This window comes from Micrococcus lylae (assembly GCF_900163825.1).
GTDB classification, from domain to species: Bacteria; Actinomycetota; Actinomycetes; order Actinomycetales; family Micrococcaceae; genus Micrococcus; species Micrococcus lylae.
On record NZ_FUKP01000050.1, the window covers coordinates 1 to 18,033 of the forward strand.

An 18,033-nucleotide genomic window follows, 5' to 3' on the forward strand; every position below is an offset into this window, starting at 1 on the left:
TGACTCTCCTTCAGGACCTACATAACGGCCCTGCCACTAAGTCTGACGCGCGACACACCCATGAACCGCCCCTGCAAGGCCCTTACCGTCCTCGTCCTCCCGCTCACCCTGCTCACCCTCACCGGGTGCGGCGACGACGCACCCGACGCTGACCTCGCGAACGTGTCCTGCGAGTCCATCGTCAAGGACAGGCTCCGGGACCCGTCGTCCGCGGAGTTCTCGGATCAGTCCGCGACCGGGTCCGGGGACAAGTGGACCTCGACCGGCACGGTGCGGGCGAAGAACGGGTTCGGAGGGGTGAACGTCATGTCCTACACCTGCGATGTGACGTTCGACGGGGACGAGTTCACCGGCACCGCGGACTTCACCGACCAGTGAGCCGGGTCGTCGACCTGTGGCTGCGGCGTGACCGCACAAGGACCGCCCGATACGGGAAGGGCAACAGGTGGAAGGCGGTGAGGACTGACGGGCGTGGCGGAGAGGTCACGCGCACGTTCCGCACCAAGGACGCCGCCACCGCCTGGGCTCACGCGGACGCCGCGGCCACCGTCCCGGTCACGGTCGCGGAGTGGGCGGCCACCTGGCAGGCACGACAAGTGCACCAGCGGGGCCGATCGCGGGAGACGATCAGGCTCCGTGTCGAGGGCGACATCATCCCGGTCCTCGGCGGCCGCCGCCTGGACTCGCTGACCCGCGCCGACGTGCAGGACGCCGTTCTCGCCTGGACAGACAAGGAGCTTGCTCCGGCCACGGTGCGGCTGTCCTACCGGTACTTGTCGTCCATGCTGCGTGAGGCGGTCCTCGAGGGCATCATCCCGGTGTCTCCGGCGGTGCGTATCCGCCTGCCCGCGTTGCCGTCGGAGCCGGTGGAGGTGTTGACGGTGGGGCAGGTGCAGCAGATCGCAGACACGATTGCACCGTGGGCGCGTGATGCGGTGCTGGTGGCGGCGGCGACGGGGCTACGTCCGGGGGAGTGGCGTGGGCTGACCGCTGACCGGGTGAACCTGGAGGCGGGGACGGTCCTGGTGGACCGGCAGATCGGGGAAACGGTGTCCACGTGGGGGCCGCTGAAGACGGCGGCGTCACGGCGGGTGGTGACCGTCGGCCCGGCGACCGTGGACGTGTTGGGCCGGCTGGTTGAGGACGCCGACGGTGAGGGCCGGTTGTTCCATCACCGTGGTGGGTGGTCGCGTCACCGGCTGTATGACGTGTGGGACGACGTGCGGGGCAAGCTCTCCTGGATGGGGCCGGGAGGCTGGCACCTGTTGCGGCACCATCACGCCTCGGTCCTGCTCTCAGGTGGGGCGTCGGTGGTGGCGGTGTCCCGGCGTCTCGGTCACAAGGACGCGACGGAGACGCTGGCGACTTACGCCCACGTAATGCCTGCTGACGATGCGCTTCTGGCAGACATGGCAGACGGGCTGGTCAGGTAGCTGCTGTTCCGGTTCTGTTCCGGTTGGGACACCACAGGCGACCGTATCTGACCACAAGTGACCGTATCTGGGGTGAGGGCGGCCGCGGCTGGTTTCCCGCATGCGGGCGCGGATTCCGCGGCCTGGTGCAGGTGTGATGTTGGTGGGCGAGGGGACGGACCGGCTGTACGCCGGGTTCTGTTCTGCGCGTCGGTTGCCCTGGAACGCAGCGACGGCCATCTGTCTAGGCCCGCCGTCGCCGACGGGCTCGAGCGGCCAACCCGGACGCTGGGGCGGGCAGCCCTCGTGACGCGTCCTGTTCGGCCTTGCACCGGATGGGGTTTACCGAGCCGGCCCCGTCACCGGGGCCGCTGGTGGTCTCTTACACCACCCTTTCACCCTTACCCCCGCTGCGAGCAGCGGAGGCGGTCTTCTCTCTGTGGCACTGGCCTGCGGGTCGCCCCGAGTGGGTGTTGCCCACCATCCAGCCCTGTGGTGCCCGGACGTTCCTCACCCCGCACCGTGGACGGTGCGGGCCGCGGCCGTCCACCGGTCCGTCCCGAGCCGAGAGTCTACCCGCGTGCGGAGCATCACCACCGCCCACGCGGCCGTTCCCTGCCCGAGGGCGTCCGCACCCCCTAGAATGAGGCCCGTCCGCAGTCAACGACGACGTGGATCGGGTCCAAGCGCCCGCGCTTGCCCGCACCGGCATCCAAGGAAGGACCACCGTGGCAGACAACGCCTCGACCCAGACTCCCGAGTGGAACACCCAGGAGCAGCTCGCCGAGAAGATGGTGCCGCTGCTCGGCACCCTGTACCGCGACAACAACGTGGTGACCAGCATCTACGGCCGCTCCCTCGTCCACCGCGGCGTCATCGACATCATCAAGGCCCACCGCTACGCCCGCCGCGTGGAGAACGAGCCGCTGTCCGTCGAGGCCACCTACCCGCTGGTCGAGGCCATGGCCGCCATGGACCTGGGCGCGGCCACCGTGGACCTCGCCAAGCTGGCCCGCAAGCAGAAGGAGTCCGGCCAGGACGTCCAGTCCTTCCTCGACGCCGAGTTCGCCGACGTCAAGGGCAAGGGGGGCGAGGGCCTCGGCGAGACCCAGGACGTGGTGCTCTACGGCTTCGGCCGCATCGGACGACTGCTGGCCCGCATCCTCCTGTCCCATGCCGGCGGCGGCTCCAAGCTGCGCCTGCGCGCCATCGTGGTCCGCAAGAACTCGGACGACGACCTGATCAAGCGCGCCTCCCTGCTGCGCCGCGACTCCATCCACGGCCCGTTCGACGGCACCATCGTGGTGGACGAGGACCGCAACGTCATCACCGCCAACGGCACCGAGATCCAGGTCATCTACTCGTCCGACCCGACCACGGTCGACTACACCGTGTACGGCATCAAGGACGCCCTGGTCGTCGACAACACCGGCCGCTGGCGCGACGTCGAGGGGCTGTCCCAGCACCTGCAGGCCACCGGCACCAAGAAGGTCCTGCTCACCGCCCCGGGCAAGGGCGACATGAAGAACATCGTGTTCGGCGTGAACTCGGACACCATCGAGGACGCCGACACCATCGTGTCCGCCGCCTCCTGCACCACCAACGGGATCACCCCGGTGCTCAAGGTCGTCAACGACGAGTACGGCATCGACCACGGCCACGTGGAGACCGTGCACGCCTACACCAACGACCAGAACCTCGTGGACAACTTCCACAAGGGTGCCCGCCGAGGCCGGGCCGCCGGCATGAACATGGTGATCACCGAGACCGGAGCGGCCAAGGCCGTGGCCAAGGCCCTGCCGGAGCTGGCCGGCAAGCTCTCCGGCAACGCCATCCGCGTCCCCACTCCGGACGTGTCCATGGCCATCATCAACCTGGCCCTGGACAGGCCGACCTCGGTGGAGGAGCTGAACTCCCGCCTGCAGCGGGAGTCCCTCACCGGTGAGCTGCGCGGCCAGATCGGCTACGTGGACTCCCCGGAGGTCGTGTCCACCGACTTCGTCGGCTCGGACCGCGCCGGTGTGGTGGACGGCCTCGCCACCCTCGTGAACAACGAGGGCAAGAACGCCATCCTCTACGTCTGGTACGACAACGAGTACGGCTACTCGCACCAGGTGGTCCGCGTCGTCGAGAAGATGGCCGGCCAGGACGTGCCGTCCTTCCCGAAGGCCTGACGCCTGAGCGCCTGAACGGCTGACACGAAGGCCCCGCCCGTCGTCCCGGGCGGGGCCTTCGTCTGTCTGCGGTGAGTCGTCACCGGCGGAGGGCGGCCTGGAGGAGGCCGGCGCCGTCGTCGGGGGAGGGGCCGACGACGGTCGGCTCAGTCCGCCTGTCCGGTCACCTCGTCTGCGTCCACGTCGTCGTGGCCGAAGGGGTCGCGGTCCTCGCCGGGCAGCCAGGTCACGCCCGGGACGTTCATCTTCTCGGCGCGCTGGGTGCGCTTCCACTTCCGGGCCCACCGGCCCCCGAGTCGGTTGACGTAGAGCGTGCCGTTGAGGTGGTCGTACTCGTGCTGCATGATGCGCGCGAACCAGCCGCGGGCCTCGACGTCGATCGGCTCGCCGTCCACCGTCTGACCGGTCAGGCGCACGTGGTCAGAGCGCTTCAGCGGGTAGGACAGGCCCGGCACGGAGAGGCAGCCCTCGGAGTCCTCGTGGCGGTCCGGCTCCTCCTGCGAGGCCTTGGACAGATAGGTGAGCACCGGGTTGATCACGTGCCCGACGTTCGGGGCGTCGCCGGTGTCGTGGAAGGTCCAGGTGAAGATGCGCAGCCCCACGCCGACCTGCGGGGCGGCCAGGCCGACGCCGCGGGCCGCCTCCTGGGTGACGTACATGTCCTCGATCAGCGTGCGGATCTCGTCGTCGATGACCTCGACCTCGGCGGCGCGCTCGTGCAGGACGGGCTCGCCGTAGACGGTGATGGGACGGATGGAGGGCATGGTGCTTGCGCTTCCCGGCCCGGGGTGCGGGCCTGCGTGGGTCGGAGACGGGGGAGTCCCCAGCCTACCGCCGGGGACACCACCACGGCGGTCATTCCGCGGCGAGGGCCTCCAGCGCATCCGGATCCAGCAGCGTCACCCGCGGGCCCTCGAGGGCGATCAGGCCGTCGTCGGCGAGTCGGCGCAGCCCGCGGCTGAACGCCTCTGGGGTGGTGCCCAGCAACGATGCGACGTCCTTCTTCGGCGCGACCAGCACCACGACGAGCTCGGCCTTGTTCCGGGAGGCGGGCAGGCCGAGCAGATGCCCGGCGATCCGCGCGGTGACCGGCTGACGCTCCCGGGCCAGACGTTGTTCGGCCTCGGCCAGGCGAACGGCCAGCGTCCGCATCACCCGTGCGCCGATGCTCGGATACTCGGCCAGAAGTCGGGTGACCTCGGCATGGGAGAAGGTGCACAGGCGCGTTGCGACCACGGCGCGTGCCCCGTGTCGGGCCGGCTCGCCCGTGAGGAACTCGTGCTCGCCCACGGAGTCGCCGGGCTCGACCATCCGCACCACGCGTTCCCGGCCGGTCGCTGAGCCGAGGGTCAGCGCCAGGCGGCCGCTGTGCACGACGCACAGGCGGTCGGTGCGGTCGCCGGCGAGGTGCAGGGCTTCGCCGGCCTCGAGCACGACCGGCCGCGCCAGGTCCGAGACCCGGCGCAGCTGTTCCAGGTCCAGCCCGGCGAACAGCGGGACCCGTGCCGCGCACGGCTCCGGTTCACCCACGGGGGCGAGGGGAAGGTCGATACGCACGCCATCAGCCTCCCACACGGTGCCTTGACCGTGGTCAAGGCAAGCCCGCCGTCCCCTTCGTAGCGTCAGTGACATCCCCGGAAGGAACGGGGACCCGGACCCGGCACCCGCCCGGTCCGTTCAGCCTCACCGACGGCCGCGCCGGTGACGACCGACTGGAGTGACCATGACCGCCACCACGCACACCCTGCTCCGTGCCGAGGGATTCAGCTGCCCCTCCTGTGTCCGGAAGATCGAGAAGGCCCTCCATGCCCTGCCCGGCGTGAGAGGTGCGCAGGTCCATTTCGAGACCCAGCGCATCGAGGTCGACCACGACCCGCAGACCACCACTGCCCAGGACCTCGTCGAGGCCGTCGCCAAGGTCGGCTACACCGCCCGGCCGTCGGCCTTCTGACACCGCCCCGCCCCCGACGAACGGAGTCCGCCATGTCCATCTCCGCCCCCACGCGACCGGGCCGCACCCGTGCCCGGCTCGCTCTGCCCCGCCGCTGGCGGCGTCCCGTGGTGGCCGGCCTGCTGATCGCCGTCTCGCTCGTGCTGGCGCCCGTGCAGCTGGCCCACGGGACCGGACACCTCGTGGCGGCGGGCCTGATGCTCACCGCCGCCGTCGTGGCCGGCCTGCCGATCGCGCGCGACGCGATCGCCGCCCTGCGGGTGAAGACCGTCGGCATCGACCTGCTCGTCGCCACCGCCGCGATCGGCGCGTCTCTGCTCGGCAATTTCTGGGAGGCCGCCGCCGTGACCTTCCTCTTCGCCCTCGGCCACGGCCTCGAGGACGCGACCCTGTCTCAGACTCGCTCGGCGCTCGCGGACCTCGTGTCCACGGCGCCCGAGACCGCCGTCGTCGTGGACCCAGACGGGACGCAGCGCACCGTGCCCGCCCACGAGGTGGCCCCCGGCGCGACCGTCCTCGTCAAGGCCGGCGCCCGGGTGCCCGTGGACGGCGTGGTGCTCACCGGGGCCGGCGCCGTGGACGAGGCATCCATCACGGGCGAGTCCATCCCGGCGGAGAAGACCGACGGCGACGCCGTGTACGCGGGCACCGTGGCCACGGCAGGCCTGCTGCAGGTGGAGGCGCGGGGCGTGGGCGCCGACACCACCCTGGCGCGCATCATCCACCGCGTCGAGGCGGCCCAGGAGGCCCGCGCTCGGACCCAGCGGTTCATGGACCGCTTCTCCCGCTGGTACACCCCGGCGATCATGGTGCTGGCCTTCGCGACCGGTCTGATCACGCGGGACGTCCCCCTGGCCCTGACCCTGCTGGTCATCGGCTGCCCGGGCGCCCTCGTGATCTCCATCCCGGTCGCGATTGTGGCGGGGATCGGCCGCGGCGCCAGGGACGGCGTGCTCATCAAGGGAGGGGAGTTCCTCGAGCGCTCCGCGAAGGTCGACGCCGTCGCCGTCGACAAGACCGGCACCCTCACCTCGGGCACCCCCGAGCTGACAGACGTCGTCGCGTTCGAGCCCGGGGCCGAGGACGAGGTGCTGCGCTGGGCCGCACGGCTCGAGGCGGCCTCGGACCACCCGCTGGCCGCGCCGGTCGTCGCGGCGGGCCGGGACCGCGGCCTGCTGGACGGCCCGCTGGCCACCGATGTGGACGTCGTCCTCGGCCGCGGGCTCACCGGAGAGGTGGACGGCCGCGTCGTCGCCGTGGGCAACGTGGCGCTGCTGCGCGAGCGCGGCGTGGATCCGGCCGCGACCGACCGGGTCGAGACCGTCGCGGCCGAGCTGGCGGAGGCGGGCCGGACCCCGGCGGCGGTCGTCGTCGACGGTGTCCCGCTCGGCGTCCTCGCTGTCGCAGACACCGTCCGGCCCGAAGCCGCGGGCATGATCCGGGCGCTGCACGGCATCGGCGTCCGCGAGGTCGTGATGCTGACCGGCGACCAGCCCGGCGTCGCGCAGGCCGTGGCCCGGCAGGTGGGCGTCGACCACGTGCGGGCGGGCCTGCTGCCCCAGGACAAGCTCGAGGCGATCGAGGCCCTGCAGGCCGAGGGCCGCGTCGTCGCGATGGTCGGTGACGGCGTCAACGACGCCCCGGCCCTGGCGACGGCGGACATCGGCGTGGCCATGGGCGCGGCCGGCTCCGGTGTGGCCATCGAGACCGCGGACATCGCCCTGATGGGCGACCGGCTCGAGCGGCTGCCGCAGGCCCTCAATCTGGCCCGGCGCACGGTGCGGGTGATGCGGCAGAACATCGCGATCTCCCTCGTGACCGTCGCGGCCCTGCTAGCCGGCGTCTTCGCCGGCGGCGTCACGATGGCCCTCGGCATGCTCGTGCACGAGGCATCGGTCCTGCTGGTCATCGTGAACGCGATGCGCCTGCTGCGGCGCCGGGATCAGCCCAGGTCCACGACCTCGAACTCGAGCAGGTCGGCGCCCGTGGCGACCGGCGCCGGGCGGCCGCCCCGCTCGGCGGCGTGAGCGGCGGGCAAGCGCCCGTCCCGCCAGCGCTCCGTCACCGGCCGCCTCGATGCCCGGCCACGCGGGACCGGGCCGGCCCCACGATCACCCGACGGCGCGCAGGGGCACCGCAGCCCGCTCGGGCAGACGAGGAAGGCCCCGGAATCCGCAGGATTCCGGGGCCTTCCGCATGGGGTGAGCGACGGGGATTGAACCCGCGACCTTCTGGACCACAACCAGACGCTCTGCCGACTGAGCTACGCCCACCATGCGTCCCCGAGCGGTGGAGCGCTCGGAGCAGCGCGTTCAACTATACACACACTCGGCAGCCGATCATGACCATTCCGGCGGTGACACCGCTCACGCATCGAGGCGTGAGCGAGGTGCGGGGCCGCCGTCGCCGGTCAGATGCCGGCCTGGCCTTCCCGGGTGACCTCGCGGGAGATCCGGTGGGCCTCGTCGGTGCTCGGCCCCGGCGGGGCGGCCATCACGGCGCGGCGGTAGTAGCGCAGCTCCTGGATGGAGTCGCGGATGTCCCCGAGGGCACGGTGGCCGCCGGTCTTCGCCGGAGCCTGGTAGTAGGCGCGGGGGTACCAGCGGCGGGCCAGCTCCTTGACGGTGGAGACGTCCACGATCCGGTAGTGCAGGTGCTCCACGACCTTCGGCATGGAGGCGGAGAGGAACAGCTTGTCCTGGCCCACCGAGTTGCCGGCGAGCAGGGCCTTGCGCGGCTCCGGCACGCGGGCGGTGATGTACTCCAGCACCTGCGCCGCGGCGTCCTCGAGGGCGAGGCCGGAGTCGAACTCGCGGATGAGCCCCGAGGTGGTGTGCATGTCTCGCACGAACGGGTCCATCTGCGCCAGGGCCTCGGCCGAGGGCCGGATCACAAGGTCGATCCCCTCGTCCAGGATGTTCAGCTCGGAGTCCGTGATCAGCACCGCGACCTCCACGAGGTCGTCGACCACCGGATCCAGGCCGGTCATCTCGCAGTCGATCCAGACCAGCGGAGCGTGGGCGTCAGCGTTCTTCGTTGTCTCGGTCACGGCTCACACCCTACTCTTGCCGCCACCGTCTCCGTGGCAGTCCAGCGTGCTCGAGGGGGCCTCGATGGTAGATTCGTGCCCCGTAGACGCCCGACCCGGACTGCCGGTGGGAACGGGACCCACGTGAGCCCCGCCGCAGGGGTGCCCCGGAGGAGGAGCCGCCACATGAACGTGCCGACGCCGCCCGCGCGCGACGCGAACGCGCCGGAGTATGTGGGCATCGGCGGGTTCCGCGTCGATCCGAAGGTGGGCGGCTGGACCGCGACCCCGCTCGTCGCGGGCACGCTCGGCTCCCTGCTGCTGGTGCTGGGGTCGTTCTCCGTCGGCTGGCTCGCCTCCACCTCCCCGATCAACCGCTGGCAGTGGCTCATCCCGTACCGCACGCAGGAGAGCGGGGTCATGCTCGGCACCGTCCTGCTCACCCTCGGCTGCTGGGTGATGTTCTGGGCCTGCCTGCGGCTGGGCCAGGTGACCCGGCCGTTCGGCCACGGAGCGCTCAGGACGGTGAACGTCGCCACGGTCCTGTGGTGCCTGCCGCAGCTGCTGGCGCTGCCGATCTTCAGCCGTGACATCTTCGCCTATGTGGGGCAGGGGCGGCTCATGGTCGCCGGCCAGGACCCCTACACCGACGGCATCTCCTCCCTCTCCAACTGGTTCCAGCTGGGCACGGACGCCACCTGGGCCAACGACGGCACCCCCTACGGTCCCGTGTTCCTCTGGATCGAGGAGGCGGTCGTGGCCGCGACCGGCCCGGACAACCCGGACCTGGCGATCTTCCTCTTCCGCCTCGCCGCCGTCGCCGGTGTGGTGCTGATCCTCGTCTTCGTCCCCCTGCTGTGCCGAGAGCGTCAGGTCAACGGGGCCTGGGCCGTATGGATCACGGCGGCCAATCCGCTGTTCACGATCTCCTTCGTCGCCTCCGGCCACAACGACGCCCTGATGGTGGGCCTGGCCCTGGCCGGAACCTACTGTGCGCTGCGCGCCGGTAGGCCGCGGCCCGCCGAGGGGCCGGTCATCTCGGCCGCCTGGGGGGTCGGGGCCGTCGTGCTGACCACACTGTCGATCGGCATCAAGCCGATCACCATGGTGCTCCTGCCGTTCATCGCCCTGCTCTGGGCCGGTCCGGCGGCCGGCTGGATACGGCGCTTCGTGATGTGGGGCATCACCGCGGCCCTGGCCTTCGGCATCATGGTCGTCGTCGGCCGGCTGAACGGCTTCGGCTTCGGGTGGCTCGAGGTCATGCTCGGCACCGGCACGGGCACCGTCCCGTGGTCGCCGATCGGCATCCTCAACGACATCACCCAGGGCGTGTTCGGCCTGATGGACTGGGACACCTCCGGTGTGGAGGACACGTACAAGCGGGTGGGCCGCATCATCTCGGTGATCGTCGTTGTGATCCTCATGTTCGTCGGCCGGCAGGATCGGGTCATGGAGCGCATGACGTGGGCCTTCACCGCCCTGGTGGTGTTCTCGCCCATCATCCAGCCCTGGTACCTGCTCTGGCTGCTCCCGTTCTTCGCCGTGATCGGCCTGAGGGACAACTGGCAGATCAAGTGGGTCGTCTTCACCGTGGGCTACTTCCTGGCCTTCGGCGCCTCGGACCAGCTGTTCACCTGGCAGTTCCTGGACATCGCCCAGGACGTCGAGCACCTCTCCCTGCTGGTCTCGGTGATCTGCCTGGGGTGGATCCTCGTGGTCGACCGCAAGACGTCACGCTTCGTGAAGGACGACTGGCACGTGCGCCCGGCGCTGGCGGCCCTGTTCGGCAGCCGATCCGCCGAGCCGCACGAGGTGCAGGGTCGTTCAGGCGACGAACGATGACCTCTGCGCAGCACCCCGGCCCGGTCGGCACGTCCCCGCGGGCCGGCGGCCGGCAGGCACCCGCGCACGAGCCCCCGGCCGGAGGGCTCGGCAGGACGTTGCACCGGCTGCGTCGCCGCCTCTGCCGGCTGGCGGTGGTGGGCTGGTTCCTGCCGTCCCACGACCGTGACCCCTACGCCGCGCTGCGTCAGGGCGTGCTCGCCTCGGTGCTCGTGGTGATCGGCTCCCTCGGCGTGGGATGGATGCCCTCCGTGCCCGAGTCGTTCCTCGCCCGGGTGCGCTCCTTCCAGCTGGTCCGGCTGGACCTGTCCACGGCGCTGCCGTTCGCCCTGGTCCTCGCCGTGGGCTGTCTGCTGCTCGTGCGGTCCTGGCTGCGGCTGGGCCAGCAGGTGTCAGGGTGCTGGGCCACCCATGGGATCGCCGTCCGCCGGGCGGTCTGGTGGTGGACGGTCCCGCTGCTGGTCTGCGTGCCGATCTTCTCGCGGGACGTGTTCTCCTACATCCAGCAGGGTCGGATGGTCGCCGCGGGGCTGGACCCGTACGCCGAGGGCGTCTCCCAGCTGCCCGGCTGGTTCATGTACGGCGCGGACTCCATCTGGGCGGAGTCGCCGAGCCCCTACGGGCCGCTGTTCCTCGGCATGGGCGAGGCCATCTGGCGCCTCAGCGCCGGCATCCCGGACGTCGCGGTCCTCCTGTTCCGCACCATTGCCGTGGCCGGACTGGCACTGTGCCTCTGGGCCGTGCCGCGCCTGGCCGAGGCGGCCGGACGGAACCCGGACTGGGCGGTGTGGCTCGTGGTGGCCAACCCCCTCTTCCTGCTGTACATGGTCGCCGGCGTCCACAACGACGCCCTGATGATCGGCCTCATGCTCGCCGGATTCGTGCTGCTGGTGCGCGAGCCCCGCCGCCGTCTCCCCGCCCTCGCAGGGATCCTGCTCATCGTGCTGTCCGTCGCCATCAAGCCGCTCACGGCGCTCGTGCTGCCCTTCGCGGCCCTGCTGCTGCCGGCCGGCTGGAGGCCTTTCCGGGACGGAACCGGCCTGAGCCTGCGCCGCCGCATCGGCCCCTGGCTCACCACCGGTGCTGCCGCCCTGGCCGTCCTCGCGGCGATCGGCGCGGCCACCGGCCTGGGCTTCGGGTGGGTCCAGGCGATGCTCACCAGCGGCGACGCCGCCTTCCCGTATGCGCCCTTCGGACTGCTCGGCCTCGGCTTCGGCGCGCTCGTGGACGTGGTCACCGCCGTGCCCGCCCGGCAGGCCGCCGGCTGGTTCTACACCGCCGGAACGGCGGCGACGCTGGCCTACACGGCCTGGTGTGCCCTGCGTCCCCGCGCCGCCGACCCCATCGCCACCTCCGCCTCGGTGCTGCTCGTGGCCATCGTGCTGGCCCCGATCGTCCAGCCCTGGTACCTGCTCTGGGTGCTGCCCCTGGCGGCCTGCGCGCTGCCGGGACGCAACAACCACCCGCGCTGGCTCGGCTGGGTGAACATCGCCCTGGTCCTCGCCCTCACCGCCGTGGGGGCGGTGGACCAGCTCGCTGTGGCGAACTGGGTGCCGCTGACCGTGGTGCGCCTCTGTACGGCGGTGCTCTGCCTGGCCATGATCGTGTGGCTGGTCTGGCTCGACCCGCACACGCGACGGCTCTTCCCGGGCCGCCGCCGGCAGGCCGAGCTGATCGAGCCTGAGGCAGAGCCCACCCCGGCACACCGCGCCGCCGACGTCGTCCGCCTCGCCCCCGCGATAGCCTCGAACCGGACCGACTCCGGTCCCGCTTCCCGTCCCCTTCCCAGGAGTCCCCAGTGAGCCATTCCGTCGCCGGACAGACCGCTCCACGGTCGAAGTGGATCGCCGTGCTGGTCGGTCTCACGCTGCTGGCCGCCGTCGCGGCGTTCCTGTCCAAACAGTGGTGCCGCCTGAACGGCTGGGGCGTGCCGGATGTGCACCTGCACATGTGCTACTCGGACTTCGCTCAGCTGTACCCCACGCGCGGCCTCGCCGACGGCTACTTCCCGTTCTACACGCCGCTGCCTGAGGACCAGTGGATGGAGTACCCGGCGCTGCTGGCGGTCGTCGCGGGGGTGACGAGCTGGCTCGTGCCGGCAGACGGCTCCGTGGCCGAGCGCACGGTCACCTACTTCGACGTCAACGCGCTCGGGGTGGTGCTGTGCTGGATCGTCGTCGTGGTCGCCACGGCCTTCACCGCAGGCCACCGCTCCAAGGACGCCCTCCTGGTGGCCCTCGCCCCGGGCATCGTGCTGACCTCGATGCTCAACTGGGACCTCTGGGCGGTCATGCTCGCCGCCCTGGCCCTGTGGACCTGGTCGAACGGCCGCACCGTGCTCTCCGGCGTGCTGCTGGGCCTCGGCGCGGCGATGAAGCTCTACCCGCTGTTCTTCCTCGGCGCGATCCTCGTCCTGGCGATCCGCACCCTGAAGCTAGGGAGGTTCTTCACCACCCTCGCCGTGGGCGTGCTCACCTGGCTGGCCGTGAACGTCCCGTTCATGCTCACCGCCTTCGACCAGTGGTCCCGCTTCTACACGTTCTCCGGCGACCGGCCCGTCTCGTTCTCCTCCCTGTGGCTCGCCTTCACCTGGACCGGCTGGTCCGGCGAGACCTTCTCCCTGATCTCCAACGGCCTGTTCGCCCTCTGCTGCGCCGGCGTGGCCTACCTGGGCCTGTCCAGCCGCCACCGTCCGCGGATGGCCCAGCTGTGCCTGCTGATCGTGGCCTCGTTCATCCTGCTCGGCAAGGTGTACTCGCCGCAGTTCGTGATGTGGCTGATCCCGCTCGTCGTGCTCGCCAGCCCGCGCTGGAAGACCTTCTGGGTCTGGCAGGCGATCGAGGTCTACCACTGGGGCGGCGTCTGGATGGAGTCGGCCCGCATCACCTCCTCCGGCGCCTTCGGCCAGGACGCGCTGTGGATCCCGCTCTGGTACGGCTCCGGCATCGTCCTGCACATGGCCGCGGTCATCTGGATCTGCGTGACCGTGGTCAAGGACATCCTCGACCCCGAGCGAGACCCGGTGCGTGCCGGGCTCGCCCCGGACGCCGGGGACGGCCGCTACGCGGACCCGGGCGACGGCGTCTTCGCCGACCACCCGGACCGCTTCCTGCTTCCGCCTGCCGGTCGCGGCCCCGTCCGCACGGAACGCCGGGAGCCCGCGGTGCGCTGACGGGCGGAGGCGCCCACGGGGCCACACCCACACCCTTCACGACGGCGGTGGCCCACCTCCTGGAGGAGGTGGGCCACCGCCGTCGTGGTCCAGGAGGGGCACCGCGGGGCGGGGCTGCGCCACGGACGTCACCCGGCCGCCGGGCCTGCGGCGCACGGCGGGCGCCGCAGGCTCAGCGCTCCAGGTAGTCCGAGCAGACCGGGCTGACAGGGGCGCCCTTCTTCTCGAGGACGACCACGTCCCGCTCGTGCCAGACCTCGGTGAAGCCCAGGCGCTCGGCGCGCTCGAGGGCCTGGTCCGGGGTGAGCGGGTCCCAGCCGCCGAGCTCGTCGACCTTGGTGTCCACGATCATCCAGGTGGACAGCTCGTCGCCGATGTCCCCGTGCAGGCCCACATAGGTGCGGGTGGTCAGGTGGGGGACGGCGTTGTCGGCCGCCTCCACGCAGACGCCGTCCGGGATGAGGGAGACGGCGTGGGCGAGGTCCTGGCCGTGCTGGCGCAGGTGCAGCTCGCCGGTGAGCGTGCGGTGGAACGGGAACACCTGGGGGAAGAAGGCGGTGCCGACCAGTCCGGAGGCCAGCAGGACCGAGGCCACTGCCGTGGGGAGCCTAGAGACCTTGGGCCAGCGCAGGCCGAGGCGGGCGGCGACCTCGATCGCGGCCATCAGCAGGATCGGCGCGAGGATCGCGTCGTACTGGTAGACGGGGGACCAGACGTTGAGGCGGTCGTTGAACAGGCGGGAGCAGATGATCGGCAACGCCATGAGCGTCACCGGGCTGAGCAGCGGCAGCAGGAGCAGCGGCACGAAGTGCAGCAGCCACAGGGCGACCTTCAGCGGGTGGTCGAACAGCACGGCGACGGCGTTCCAGGGCTGGGTGAGCAGGAACGTCACCGAGCTGCCCATGTCCGGGCCGAGGGCCGTGAACTGCCAGTATCCGAACGCGCCGGTGGGGGAGAAGTGCGGGATCACCACCGAGGTGGCGAACCAGTAGCCGACCAGGCCGGACACGAAGGTGACGAGCGCCGGCCACCAGTGGCGGCGGATCGCCATCACCAGGGCGATCGCCACCAGGGTGATGCCCATGTCCTCGCGGACGGACAGGAGGCCGACGGCCAGCGCCGTGGCGAGCCAGGCCCGGTGACCGTCCAGGGCCCAGATGAGCCAGGCCATGATCGGCACGCCGAGGGTGATCTCGTGGAAGTCCCAGTTCACCATCGCCTGGAACGGCCACCACAGCAGCAGGGCCGCGGAGGCGATCATCGCGGTGACGTGACCGGTGCGGCGGCGGGCGAACAGGTAGACCGGGATCGCGGTGACGGCCAGGCACAGGGCCATCACGATGCCGAGCATCCGCGGGTCGTCCCAGATCCAGTAGAACGGCGCGAGCAGCGCGAGGATCGGGTGGAAGTGGTCACCGAGCAGGTTGAAGTCCACGCCCTTGACCGGGACGATCGGCGCCTTGAACATCGCGTACTGGCGGACGGCCTGGTCGAAGATGCCGAGGTCGTAGCCCTTCGCCTCGTAGGCGGCGAAGCGCAGGAACGAGTGCGTGACGTACAGTGCCGCGAAGGCCGCCATGAGCAGGCCGAGCTGGATCCACTGGCCGCGGGACACCGTCACCGCGGGAACGGGGGAGTGCGGGGCCGTCAGCGCGGCTCTCAGGCGGGAACGCAAGGGACTCCTCAGGGGTCGGCCGTGCACGGGAAGCGCCCCAGGAGGGATTCGAACCCCCGACCGGCGGATTAGAAGGCCGCTGCTCTGTCCGGCTGAGCTACTGGGGCTGGGCACCGGCCAGTCTACTGCTCCGCCGGGGCACGCCGCGGCGGCGTCCGCGGGTCCCTCCTGTCCTGCACAGCCGACCGGACCGGCTCAGCCGTCCACAGAACCGGGGTGAGCCGTGGCACCACGGCAGACGTGTCGCGTGGACTGGTCCCAGCGGCCGGCCATCCGGGCCGGTCCACCACCGGAAAGGGATCCGCACATGCAGGACACCATCACGCTCCGCGGCCGCATCGCCACCGACCCGGCCGAGCGCACCACACCGAACGGCGTCACCGTCGTCAACTTCCGCATGGCCACCACCGAGCGGCGCTTCGACCGCGCGGCCGGCCACTGGGCGGACGCCCACACCAACTGGTACAACGTGGCCGTCTTCGGGCGGCAGGCCACCAACGTGCTGCAGTCCACGAAGAAGGGCAACCCGCTCGTGGTGGTCGGACGCCAGCGCATCCGGGACTGGTCCACCGAGGAACGCTCCGGCACCTCGGTGGACATCGTGGCGGACGCCGTCGGGCTGGACCTGAACTTCGGCACCTGCGCCTACAACAAGACGGTCTCCGCACACCAGGCCGACCAGGACTTCCAGGTACGCACCGGGCAGCCGGGGGAACCGCAGGAGGTCGACGAGGCCGATGTGCCCGAGGGGCATCGTGTGGACCCGGACACCGGCGAGCTGGCCCGTGTGGGCGAGTCGCTGGCGGACCCGTGGTCCGCAGAGGTGCCCGGCGACGCCGGGGGTGAGGAGGCCGAGGAGGAGTTCGAGGAGGCCGCCGCCGAGGCGTCTGAGCGCACCCCGAGCTGGGCGTGAGTCTCGTCTCTCGGGCGAAGGTGGCCGTCGAGGCGAGGTTTTCGGCGGCCACCGACTAGCCTGGTGAGCATGGCGGAATTCATCTACACCATGGTCAAGGCCCGCAAGAAGGTGGGCGACAAGCTGATCCTGGACGACGTGACGATGTCGTTCTTCCCCGGCGCCAAGATCGGCATGGTCGGTCCCAACGGCGCGGGCAAGTCCACGATCCTGAAGATCATGGCCGGCCTGGACGAGCCCTCGAACGGCGACGCCCGGCTGAGCGAGGGCTACAGCGTCGGCATCCTCATGCAGGAGCCCGAGCTGGACGAGGACAAGACGGTGCTCGAGAACGTCCAGGAGGGCGTGGGGGAGATCTACCGCAAGATCCAGCGCTACAACGAGATCTCCGACGAGATGGCGAACCCGGACGCGGACTTCGACGCCCTCATGGAGGAGATGGGCTCGCTGCAGACCGAGATCGACGCCGCCGACGCCTGGGACCTGGACTCCCAGCTCGAGCAGGCCATGGACGCGCTGCGCTGCCCGCCGGGCGACTTCCCGGTGACCCACCTCTCCGGCGGCGAGAAGCGCCGCGTGGCGCTGTGCAAGCTGCTGCTGGAGAAGCCGGACCTCCTGCTGCTCGATGAGCCCACCAACCACCTGGACGCCGAGTCCGTGCTCTGGCTGGAGCAGCACCTGGCCTCCTACCCGGGCGCCGTCGTGGCCGTGACCCACGACCGCTACTTCCTGGACCACGTGGCCGGGTGGATCTGCGAGGTCGACCGCGGCCGCCTCTACCCGTACGAGGGCAACTACTCCACCTACCTCGAGACCAAGCAGAAGCGCCTGGAGATCCAGGGCAAGAAGGACGCGAAGCTCGCCAAGCGCCTCGCCGAGGAGCTGGACTGGGTCCGCTCCAACACCAAGGGCCGCCAGGCCAAGTCGAAGGCCCGCCTGGCCCGCTACGAGGAGATGGCCGCCGAGGCCGAGAAGACCCGCAAGCTGGACTTCGAGGAGATCCAGATTCCGCCGGGCCCGCGCCTGGGCAACGTCGTCATCGAGGCCACCGACCTGAAGAAGGGCTTCGACGACCGCGTGCTCATCGACGGCCTGTCCTTCTCGCTGCCCCGCAACGGCATCGTCGGCGTGATCGGTCCGAACGGCGTCGGCAAGACCACCCTGTTCAAGACCATCGTCGGCCTCGAGCCGCTCGACGGCGGCGAACTGAAGATCGGCGAGTCCGTGAAGATCTCGTACGTGGACCAGACCCGCGCCAACATCGACCCGGAGAAGTCGCTGTGGGAGGTCGTCTCGGACGGCCTGGACTACATCAAGGTCGGCAACGTCGAGATGCCCTCGCGCGCCTACGTGTCCGCGTTCGGCTTCAAGGGCCCGGACCAGCAGAAGAAGGCCGGCGTGCTCTCCGGCGGTGAGCGCAACCGCCTGAACCTGGCCCTGACCCTCAAGGAGGGCGGCAACCTGCTGCTCCTCGACGAGCCCACCAACGACCTCGACGTGGAGACCCTGACCTCCCTCGAGAACGCGCTGCTCGAGTTCCCGGGCTGCGCCGTGGTCGTCTCCCACGACCGCTGGTTCCTGGACCGCGTGGCCACCCACATGCTGGCCTACGAGGGCACCGAGGAGAACCCGGCCAACTGGTACTGGTACGAGGGCAACTTCGAGTCCTACGAGAAGAACAAGGTGGAGCGCCTCGGCCCCGAGGCCGCCCGCCCGCACCGCGTCACCCACCGCAAGCTCACCCGCGACTGACCGCGTCCGGGCCCGCCCCGCGGCCCGCCGTGCGAGCACTCCTCGACGGCGGGCTGCGGTCGGTGCCGGCCGAGCCGGCCGACACCCGTGCTGCCGATCAGGCTTTTCGTGCTG

At 70.9% G+C, this 18,033-nt stretch carries 13 protein-coding genes, 2 tRNA genes, 1 other RNA gene and 2 pseudogenes; 10 read left to right on the forward strand and 8 right to left on the reverse strand.

The features are described from left to right. Positions 1-60 precede the first annotated feature (60 nt). Positions 61-378, forward strand: a complete 318-nt coding sequence (locus tag FM125_RS07320) for a hypothetical protein (RefSeq protein WP_087134150.1) — start codon at positions 61-63, stop codon at positions 376-378. Then, the gene (locus FM125_RS07325) at positions 375-1,433 is read left to right on the forward strand and encodes a tyrosine-type recombinase/integrase (protein ID WP_143745281.1); all 1,059 of its coding nucleotides are present in this window, start codon (positions 375-377) and stop codon (positions 1,431-1,433) included. The genes FM125_RS07320 and FM125_RS07325 overlap by 4 nt, the downstream gene beginning before the upstream one ends. A gap of 150 nt (positions 1,434-1,583) precedes the next feature. Here FM125_RS07325 and rnpB read toward each other — a convergent pair. Beyond that, positions 1,584-1,970: RNase P RNA component class A (rnpB, locus tag FM125_RS07330), an RNA gene on the reverse strand. Positions 1,971-2,140: 170 nt separating this feature from the next. On the opposite strand from rnpB, the gene FM125_RS07335 reads away from it, so the two are divergent. Beyond that, positions 2,141-3,586 (forward strand): glyceraldehyde-3-phosphate dehydrogenase, encoded by a 1,446-nt coding sequence (locus FM125_RS07335; protein WP_070639700.1) that lies wholly within the window; start codon positions 2,141-2,143, stop codon positions 3,584-3,586. Positions 3,587-3,732: 146 nt separating this feature from the next. Here FM125_RS07335 and def read toward each other — a convergent pair whose 3' ends face one another. Together def and FM125_RS07345 are read right to left on the reverse strand one after the other, a co-directional pair. Next, a complete protein-coding gene (gene def, locus FM125_RS07340; RefSeq protein WP_087134152.1) occupies positions 3,733-4,350 on the reverse strand; it encodes a peptide deformylase in 618 nt (205 codons plus the stop codon). A gap of 91 nt (positions 4,351-4,441) precedes the next feature. Next, on the reverse strand, positions 4,442-5,143 hold the full coding sequence (locus FM125_RS07345; protein ID WP_245829885.1) for a Crp/Fnr family transcriptional regulator: 702 nt from the start codon (positions 5,141-5,143) through the stop codon (positions 4,442-4,444). A gap of 166 nt (positions 5,144-5,309) precedes the next feature. Here FM125_RS07345 and FM125_RS07350 point away from each other — a divergent pair, with 166 nt between their 5' ends. Beyond that, positions 5,310-5,537 carry a heavy-metal-associated domain-containing protein gene (locus tag FM125_RS07350; protein WP_087134153.1) on the forward strand — a complete coding sequence of 76 codons (228 nt, stop codon included), beginning with the start codon at positions 5,310-5,312 and terminating at the stop codon, positions 5,535-5,537. Positions 5,538-5,734: 197 nt separating this feature from the next. Next, positions 5,735-7,453: pseudogene (locus FM125_RS07355) on the forward strand (heavy metal translocating P-type ATPase); the annotation flags it as partial. Positions 7,454-7,479: 26 nt separating this feature from the next. Here FM125_RS07355 and FM125_RS12475 read toward each other — a convergent pair. From FM125_RS12475 to orn, 3 genes and pseudogenes are all read right to left on the reverse strand, one after another. Next, positions 7,480-7,575 (reverse strand): annotated as a pseudogene (locus FM125_RS12475) (antibiotic biosynthesis monooxygenase); the annotation flags it as partial. Positions 7,576-7,734: 159 nt separating this feature from the next. Then, a tRNA-His gene (locus FM125_RS07360) sits at positions 7,735-7,810 on the reverse strand. Positions 7,811-7,947: 137 nt separating this feature from the next. Beyond that, positions 7,948-8,586, reverse strand: coding sequence for an oligoribonuclease (gene orn, locus FM125_RS07365; protein ID WP_087134154.1), 639 nt, complete (start codon positions 8,584-8,586; stop codon positions 7,948-7,950). Positions 8,587-8,751: 165 nt separating this feature from the next. Here orn and mptB (FM125_RS07370) point away from each other — a divergent pair, with 165 nt between their 5' ends. From mptB (FM125_RS07370) to FM125_RS07380, 3 genes are read left to right on the forward strand one after another with little or no spacing between them, the layout of a single operon-like run. Then, the gene (mptB, locus tag FM125_RS07370) at positions 8,752-10,407 is read left to right on the forward strand and encodes a polyprenol phosphomannose-dependent alpha 1,6 mannosyltransferase MptB (protein WP_087134155.1); all 1,656 of its coding nucleotides are present in this window, start codon (positions 8,752-8,754) and stop codon (positions 10,405-10,407) included. Further along, positions 10,404-12,209, forward strand: coding sequence for a polyprenol phosphomannose-dependent alpha 1,6 mannosyltransferase MptB (gene mptB / locus FM125_RS07375; protein ID WP_087134156.1), 1,806 nt, complete (start codon positions 10,404-10,406; stop codon positions 12,207-12,209). Before mptB (FM125_RS07370) ends, mptB (FM125_RS07375) begins: the two co-directional genes overlap by 4 nt. Beyond that, positions 12,206-13,579 carry a glycosyltransferase family 87 protein gene (locus tag FM125_RS07380; RefSeq protein WP_087134157.1) on the forward strand — a complete coding sequence of 458 codons (1,374 nt, stop codon included), beginning with the start codon at positions 12,206-12,208 and terminating at the stop codon, positions 13,577-13,579. The genes mptB (FM125_RS07375) and FM125_RS07380 overlap by 4 nt, the downstream gene beginning before the upstream one ends. Before the next feature lie 172 nt (positions 13,580-13,751). On the opposite strand, the gene FM125_RS07385 is transcribed toward FM125_RS07380, so the two are convergent. Both FM125_RS07385 and FM125_RS07390 read right to left on the reverse strand, forming a co-directional pair. Further along, a complete protein-coding gene (locus FM125_RS07385; protein WP_245829887.1) occupies positions 13,752-15,254 on the reverse strand; it encodes a DUF2079 domain-containing protein in 1,503 nt (500 codons plus the stop codon). 33 nt (positions 15,255-15,287) lie between these two features. Beyond that, positions 15,288-15,361, reverse strand: a tRNA-Arg gene (locus FM125_RS07390). Between the two features lie 200 nt (positions 15,362-15,561). Here FM125_RS07390 and FM125_RS12105 point away from each other — a divergent pair. Further along, on the forward strand, positions 15,562-16,167 hold the full coding sequence (locus FM125_RS12105; protein WP_067190178.1) for a single-stranded DNA-binding protein: 606 nt from the start codon (positions 15,562-15,564) through the stop codon (positions 16,165-16,167). A 69-nt stretch (positions 16,168-16,236) separates the two neighbouring features. Further along, complete coding sequence (ettA, locus tag FM125_RS07400) at positions 16,237-17,919, forward strand: energy-dependent translational throttle protein EttA (RefSeq protein ID WP_087134158.1); 1,683 nt, start codon at positions 16,237-16,239, stop codon at positions 17,917-17,919. Positions 17,920-18,033: the final 114 nt, after the last annotated feature.

What these genes read in the sequence shown, in the direction of transcription:
- FM125_RS07320 (WP_087134150.1), top strand. Translation starts at nt 61, where the DNA reads ATGAACCGCCCCTGCAAGGCCCTTACCGTCCTCGTCCTCCCGCTCACC.
- def (WP_087134152.1), bottom strand. Translation starts at nt 4,350, where the DNA reads ATGCCCTCCATCCGTCCCATCACCGTCTACGGCGAGCCCGTCCTGCAC.
- FM125_RS07350 (WP_087134153.1), top strand. Translation starts at nt 5,310, where the DNA reads ATGACCGCCACCACGCACACCCTGCTCCGTGCCGAGGGATTCAGCTGC.
- mptB (WP_087134155.1), top strand. Translation starts at nt 8,752, where the DNA reads ATGAACGTGCCGACGCCGCCCGCGCGCGACGCGAACGCGCCGGAGTAT.
- mptB (WP_087134156.1), top strand. Translation starts at nt 10,404, where the DNA reads ATGACCTCTGCGCAGCACCCCGGCCCGGTCGGCACGTCCCCGCGGGCC.
- FM125_RS12105 (WP_067190178.1), top strand. Translation starts at nt 15,562, where the DNA reads ATGCAGGACACCATCACGCTCCGCGGCCGCATCGCCACCGACCCGGCC.
- ettA (WP_087134158.1), top strand. Translation starts at nt 16,237, where the DNA reads ATGGCGGAATTCATCTACACCATGGTCAAGGCCCGCAAGAAGGTGGGC.